The sequence below is a fragment of the Paraburkholderia oxyphila NBRC 105797 genome, assembly GCF_000685075.1.
GTDB classification, from domain to species: domain Bacteria; phylum Pseudomonadota; class Gammaproteobacteria; order Burkholderiales; family Burkholderiaceae; genus Paraburkholderia; species Paraburkholderia oxyphila.
The window spans coordinates 23,590-30,438 of sequence record NZ_BAYD01000119.1 but is presented as its reverse complement, the minus strand read 5'-3'; the positions used below and the strand labels follow the sequence as shown (position 1 = coordinate 30,438).

Genomic DNA, 6,849 nt, shown 5'->3' with positions numbered 1-6,849 from the left:
CTGCGGCCTGCCGCGAAAACAAGTTAAGGCCAAAGCGCCATAACAACCACCCAAACCAGCCCGCCCCAGCGGGCCCCCACGGTAATCCAAACAGACGATGCACCGCTTGCGCTCCGAACAGAAACTTCATCTCGTGGACAGTCACGAATCACACCGGCAGTGGCAGCGCGGCACCCGCCGCCCCCGCCCGACAAACAAGGAGACACCCGCGATGAAGTTTTCTCTGATCTACGAAGCGCAAACGACCGATGCCTCCCGCGAGGGCGACCGCCGCGTCTTCAAGGAGACCCTCGAACAGTCGCTGCTCGCCGAGCAGGTCGGCTTCGACACCGTCTGGTGCGTCGAGCACACCTCGCTCACCAACTACGCGCACATGAGCGCGCCGGAAACCTTCCTCGCGTATCTCGCCGGCCGCACCACGCGCATCGGTCTCGGCCACGGCGTCGTCTGCCTGCCGCCCGCGATGAACCACCCGATCAAGGTGGCCGAGCGCGTCGCGCTGCTCGACATCCTCTCCGAAGGCCGTGTGCACTTCGGCGTCGGCAAGGGCGGCAGCCAGCAGGAGGCGGGCGCCTTCGGCTACGACCTCAACGAACTGCAGCCGATGATCGACGAGTCGATGTATCTCGTGCCGAAGATGTTCGTGCAGGACGAAATCGAGCACGACGGCAAGTACATCAAGATTCCTAAGCGTCCGATCCACCCGAAGCCGTATCAAGACCCGCATCCGCCGATGTACATGGCCTGCACCAACAGCGACGCCCTGCTGCGCGCCGGTCAGCGCGGTCTCGGCGCGCTCGTGCTCGGCTTCGGCGGTCCGGACGAAGTGGCCAAGAAAAACGCCCTCTATCGCGAGGCTTGGCGCACCCGCAAGGCCGAGGACCAGGTGGGCTTCCGCCCCACCGAGCACCTCGCCGCACTGTGCCCGGCCATCGTGCTCGGTGACGGCCAGCAGGCCCGCAAGATCGGCATTCGCGGCCAGCGCTACTTCATGGAGTCGCTCGCGTACTGGTACACGGGCGGTGAGCGTCCCGATCCGTCGAAGTGGGGCGACGACCTCGTGCAGGCCGATACCGGCGAGATGGTGATCCGCTCGCGCTTCGCCTCGGAAGAGGTGGTGGTGGACTTCAGCGACCCGGCGCTCTCGATGATGAACCCCAACCACGCCTACGGCACGGTGGATGACTGTATCGGTTACGTAGGACGCCTGAAGGAGGCGGGCGTGGACGAAGTGCTGTTCCTCGTCCAGATGGGCACGGTCCCGCACGAGGCGGCGCTCGAATCGATCCGCAATATCGGCGAGCACGTGATTCCGTACTTCAACCGCGTCAAGGCGCGCGCCGTCGCCTGAGCGGCGCCGCAGCGCAAGCGCCGGCGTCCGGCTGTGGTCCAGAGGGACCCTGAGCAGGGCGCAGGCGCACTAGCAAATCGAATCGACGACGAACCATCGTGGCGCATGGCGCCACCGAAGAAGACGACATAGGAGACAGCGGTGCACCGAGACCAGGAATCAAATGCCCTCGCAGCCGAACTGATCGCGCGCGCGCAGGCGCTCGCGCCCGTGCTGGCCGAGCGCGGTGACGCGGCCGAAGCCGCCGGGCGCATCCCGGCACAGACCATCGCCGATATGCAGGCAGCGGGCTTCTTCAAGGTGCTCCAGCCCAAGCGCTACGGCGGCTACGAACTGGACCCGCAGACCTTCTTCGAGATCCAGATGGCGCTCGCGAGCGGTTGTATGTCCACGGCGTGGGTGTATGGCGTGGTCGGCGTCCACAACTGGCAGCTCGCCCTCTTCGACGAGCGCGCGCAGCAGGATGTCTGGGGCAAGGACTCGTCCACGCTGATCGCCTCCACGTATATGCCGGTAGGCAAGGTCACGCCCGTGGAAGGCGGCTTCCGCCTCTCGGGCCACTGGAAATTCTCGAGCGGCAGCGAGCTGTGCGAGTGGGTGTTCCTCGGCGCGCTCGTGCCGCCGGCCAAGGCGGGCGAGCCGCCCGAATACCGCACCTTCCTGCTGCCGAAGTCCGACTACACGATCGAGCAGGACTGGGACGTGCTGGGCCTGCGCGCGACGGGCAGCCACGACATCATCGTGAACGACGTGTTCGTGCCCGAGTACCGCACGCACAAGGCCGTCGACGGCATGATGGGCACGAGCCCGGGCCTCGCCCTGAACGACGCGCCGCTCTTTCGCCTGCCGTTCGCACAGATCTTCGTGCGCGCGGTCTGCACGGCATGTATCGGCGCGCTGCAAGGGGCCGTGGACGACTTCCGCGCCTACGCGACGAACCGCGTGAGCGCGAACAGTGGCGGGAAGACCAGCGAGGACACCGGCGCGCAGAGCGCCTGCGCCAACGCCGCGGTCGCCATCGACGAGATGCAGGTCCTGCTGCGCCGCAACTTCGCGGAGCTGCTCGCGGCGGCGCAAGGCGGCCCCGAAGTGTCGATCGAGCGGCGCGTGCATTTCCGCTATCAATCGGCGCAGGTGGCCGAGCGTTGCGCTCAGGCGGCCAATGCGCTGCTGCGCTATGCGGGCGGCAACGGCATTTATAAGCGCAACCCGCTCGTGCGCCGCTTTCTCGACCTGCATGCGGCGCGCGCGCACTACGCGAACAATCTCGACCGCTTTGGCCAGAACCTCGGCGCCGTGATGCTCGGGCGCACGAACACCGACTTCTTCATCTGAGGCGGTGCTCATGAACGATCGGGCCATGGAGACTGAAACGTTCGATGTGCTGATCGTCGGCTCCGGCGCCGGCGGCCTGCTGGCCGCGTGCCGCGCCGCCGATCTCGGCCTCTCGGTGCTCGTGATCGAGAAGAGCGCGCAGTATGGCGGCACTTCGGCGGTGTCGGGCGGCGGCATCTGGGTGCCGTGCAATCACCATATCGCCGAAGCAGGCGGCACGGACACGCGCGAGGCCGCGCGCACCTATATCGAAGCCTGCACGCAAGGCGCGGCAAGCGAGGCGCGTCTCGACGCGTACCTCGACACCGCGCCCGAAATGCTGCGCTATCTGGAGGCGCGCACGCCAGTGCGCTATCAGTCGCTGTCGCGCTATGCCGACTATTTCCAGAATCAGCCCGGCGCGATGCCCGGCTACCGCGCGCTCGATCCGCTGCCGTTCGACGGCGCGCGCCTGGGCGCCGAGTTCGCACGGCTGCGCGATCCTTCGCCGGGCACGCTGATTGGCGGCAGGGTGGCCGTGACCTCGAAAGAGGCGCACGTGCTGCTGGCAAAGGAGCGCGGCTTCATCACGCTCGCGCTGCGCGAGTTCGGGCGCTACTGGCTCAATATCGGCGCGCGCCTGCGTTCGCGGCGCGACACCAGGCTCACGCTCGGCAATGCGCTCGTGGGCGGCCTGCGCTACGCGCTGCTCGAGCGCAAGGTGCCGCTGTGGCTTTCCACGCCAATGCGCGAGCTGATTCAAGAGCACGGCCGCATCGCGGGCGTCGTGGCCGAGCGCGAGGGCAAGCCGGTGCGCGTGCTCGCGCGGCGCGGCGTGATTCTCGCGGCGGGCGGTTTCGAGCGCAATCAGGCGCTGCGCGAGCGCTACCTGCCGCAGCCCACCGCGGCGCAATGGAGCGCGACGCCGCCGTACAACACCGGCGACGCCATCGTGGCCGGCGAGCAGGCGGGCGGCGCGCTCGCGCTCATGGAGCACGTCTGGGGCGCGCCCACGGTGCGCGTGGATGGCGAGGAAAAGCAGCGCGCGCTGTTCGTGGAGCGCAACCTGCCGGGCTGCGTGATCGTCAACGGGCTCGGCAAGCGCTTCGTCAACGAGGCCGCGCCATACTCGGAGTTCGTGCCCGCGATGTATCGCGACCACGCGGCAACGGGCAAGGGCGTGCCCGCCTGGATGGTCTTCGACGCGCGCTTTCGCAAGCGCTACCCGTGCGGCCCGATCATGCCGGCTTCGATGATGCCCGACTCGCGCATTCCCGCTGCGTTCCGTTCGCTGCTGCATCGCGCGGACTCGCTCGATGCGCTCGCCGCGCAGATCGGCGTGGACGCAGCCGGCCTGCGCGAGACCGTCGCGCGCATGAACCGCTATGCGGCAAGCGGCGTGGACGAGGAATTCGGCAAGGGCGGCAACGTCTTCGACACCTACTACGGCGACCCGTCCGTGCAGCCGAACCCGTGTCTCGCACCCATCGGCGAGGGGCCGTTCTACGCGGTGCGCATCGACGCGGGCGATATCGGCACGAAGGGCGGCCTCGTCACCGACGAGAACGCGCGCGTCCTGCGCGACGATGGCAGCGCCATCGCGGGCCTCTACGCCATCGGCAACACGAGCGCCTCGATGATGGGCGCGAGCTATCCCGGCGCGGGCTCGACGCTCGGGCCCGCGATGACGTTCGGCTATCGCGCCGCCAACTTTCTCGCCGATGCCGTTCCCGCCGGAGCAGAAGCTTCGGCATCCGTATCATCTGTATCAAACGCTCGTCAAGGCACCGAACAAGGCCGCGAGCTTCGTGGAGTCACACAATGAGCGAACTTTCCCCCGAACCGCTGCGCGCCGACATGCTGCTCGCGATGCGCCGCCTCGCGCGCTCGGTCACGGTCATCAGCTGCTGTGACGGCGAGCGCCGCTACTCGATGTCGGCCACCGCCGTGGATTCGCTGTCGACCGAGCCGCCTTCGCTGCTCATCTGCATCAACCGGTCTTCGTCGATCTATCCGCCGCTCGAAGCGGGCGCGGACTTCTGCGTGAACCTGCTGGCGGCGCAGCAGCAGGGCATCGCGATCGATTGCAGCGGGCGCCTGAAGGGCGAGGAGCGCTTCTCCACCGGCGACTGGCAACGCTCGGCCGACGGCGTGCCGTATCTGCACGGCGCGCAGGCCAACCTCGTGTGCCGCCAGGACGGCCGCTTCGACTACGGCACGCATACGGTGTTCATCGGCCGCCTGCTCGAAGTGAAGATGAGCGGCGAGATCGATCCGCTCGTGTACGTGGACGGCGCCTATACCACGGCGGGCACGGCACCGGCCGCCGCGACAGCTGCCGCTACGCTCGCGCGTTGCGCAACTGCATGAACACGCGCGCCGCCCGCATCATGAACGCCGCGAACGCACGCGTCTTCGTTAAGGCCAACACGAGCGCGACGCCCGTGGAGCCGCCGCTCGTCGTTGCCGACGCCGGTGCGCACCGCTGGAACGATGTCTGCGGCGTGCTGGTCGCGGGCTTCGGCGCGGCGGGCGCGTGCGCGGCGCTTGAAGCAGCACAGGCGGGCGCGCGCGTGCGCATCATCGAGCGCTTCGAGGGCGGCGGCGCGAGTGCCAAGAGCGGCGGCGTGGTCTACGCGGGCGGCGGCACGCCCTACCAGCGCGAGGCGGGCTATACGGACACGCCCGAGGCGATGGCGGCCTATCTGCAAGGCGAAGTCGGCGATGCGGTCTCGCAGGCCGCGCTCGAGCGCTTCTGCAACGGCAGCGTCGCGCAACTCGCGTGGCTCGAGCGGCAGGGCGTGCGCTTCGGCGCGGCGATGCCCGAGCGCAAGACCTCCTATCCGCCCGAGCGCGCTTTTCTCTATTACTCGGGCAACGAGGCCGTGGGCGACGCGCCCGCCGTGCCGCCGGCGCCGCGCGGCCATCGCACGAAGGGGCGCGGCATGTCGGGGCGCGTGCTCTTCGAGACGTTGCGCCACGCGGTGGAATCCGAGCCCAACGTCGAGATCCTGCGCCATTCGGGCGTGCGGCGGCTCATCGTCGATGCCACGGGCCGCGTGATCGGCGCGCAGGTCTGGCGCGTCGAGCCGGGCCGCGCGCAGCGCCAGCACGCGCGCCTCGCGCGCTGGGCCGACAAGCTCCACAACGGCCTGCCCGCGCTCGCCGACCGCTTGCGCGCCGCGCTCCATCGGCTTGAGTTGCGCGCGAGCCGTCCGCTCGATATTCGCGCCGACGCGGTCGTGCTCGCCACCGGCGGCTTCATCTTCAATCGCGAGATGCTCGCGCGGCACGCGCCGCGCTATCTCGCCAACTGGCGGCTCGGCACGACCGGCTGCGACGGCTCGGGCATCCGCCTCGGCATCTCGGCAGGCGGTGTCGCGGACAGCATGGAGCGCGTCTCCGCATGGCGCTTCATCAACCCGCCGTTCGCATGGGCGCGCGGCTGCGTGGTGGATGCGCGCGGCGAGCGCTTCTGCAACGAAGAGGTCTACGGCGCCACGCTCGGCCACGCGATGTGCGAGACGCGCGACGGGCGCGCCTGGCTGATCCTCGATGCCGCGCTCGTGCGCGAGGCCTTGCGTGAATGTTTGCGCGGCCGCCTGTGGGCGTTCCAGAGCGTGCCCGCGCTGATGCTGATGCTTGCGGGGCGCAAGCGCGCGGCAAGCGTCGCGCAGCTCGCTTCACAAATCGGCGCCGATGCCGCCACGCTCGAACGCTCGCTGGCCGCCTACCGCGCCGCCGCGCGAGCAGGGCGCGACGAGGCCTTCGGCAAGTCCGCCGCGATGCTCGCGCCGCTTGGCGAGGCGCCGTTCTACGCGCTCGACATCTCGGCGGCGAGCCGCACGTTTCCTTGCCCGGCGATCACGCTGGGCGGGCTGCGCGTGGACGAGTCGAGCAACGCCGTGCTGCGCGCCGAAGGTGGCGCTGTCGCCGGCCTCTATGCGGTGGGGCGCGCGGCGCGCGGCCTCGCCTCGAATCACTACGTGAGCGGCCTTTCGCTTGCGGACTGCATCTGGTCGGGCCGCCAGGCGGGCCGTGCGGGCGCGCGCGAAGTGCTGGCCGCGCGCGAGCGCGAGCACGCCGCCGCGCAACCCGCCGGGAAGAAAAGCCCAGCGGGCACGCCGGGCCGAACCGGCGCGAAGGTCATTCCGCTTTATCCACAAACACACTGACTGACGAAG

General features: G+C 69.2%; 5 protein-coding genes. All 5 read left to right on the top strand.

The genetic code is table 11. The features are described 5' to 3' along the window. Positions 1–211 precede the first annotated feature (211 nt). The 5 genes from BO1_RS41115 (at position 212) to BO1_RS54940 (ending at position 6,840) form a co-directional block, all read left to right on the top strand. Positions 212–1,351, top strand: a complete 1,140-nt coding sequence (locus tag BO1_RS41115) for an LLM class flavin-dependent oxidoreductase (RefSeq protein WP_028222546.1) — start codon at positions 212–214, stop codon at positions 1,349–1,351. Positions 1,352–1,492: 141 nt separating this feature from the next. After that, a complete protein-coding gene (locus tag BO1_RS41110) occupies positions 1,493–2,686 on the top strand; it encodes an acyl-CoA dehydrogenase family protein (RefSeq protein ID WP_028222545.1) in 1,194 nt (397 codons plus the stop codon). Positions 2,687–2,696: 10 nt separating this feature from the next. Beyond that, complete coding sequence (locus tag BO1_RS54945; RefSeq protein WP_043288715.1) at positions 2,697–4,490, top strand: FAD-dependent oxidoreductase; 1,794 nt, start codon at positions 2,697–2,699, stop codon at positions 4,488–4,490. Then, a complete protein-coding gene (locus BO1_RS41100; protein ID WP_028222544.1) occupies positions 4,487–5,035 on the top strand; it encodes a flavin reductase family protein in 549 nt (182 codons plus the stop codon). Before BO1_RS54945 ends, BO1_RS41100 begins: the two co-directional genes overlap by 4 nt. Next, complete coding sequence (locus BO1_RS54940) at positions 5,032–6,840, top strand: FAD-binding protein (protein ID WP_063744748.1); 1,809 nt, start codon at positions 5,032–5,034, stop codon at positions 6,838–6,840. Before BO1_RS41100 ends, BO1_RS54940 begins: the two co-directional genes overlap by 4 nt. The last annotated feature ends 9 nt before the right edge of the window (positions 6,841–6,849 follow it).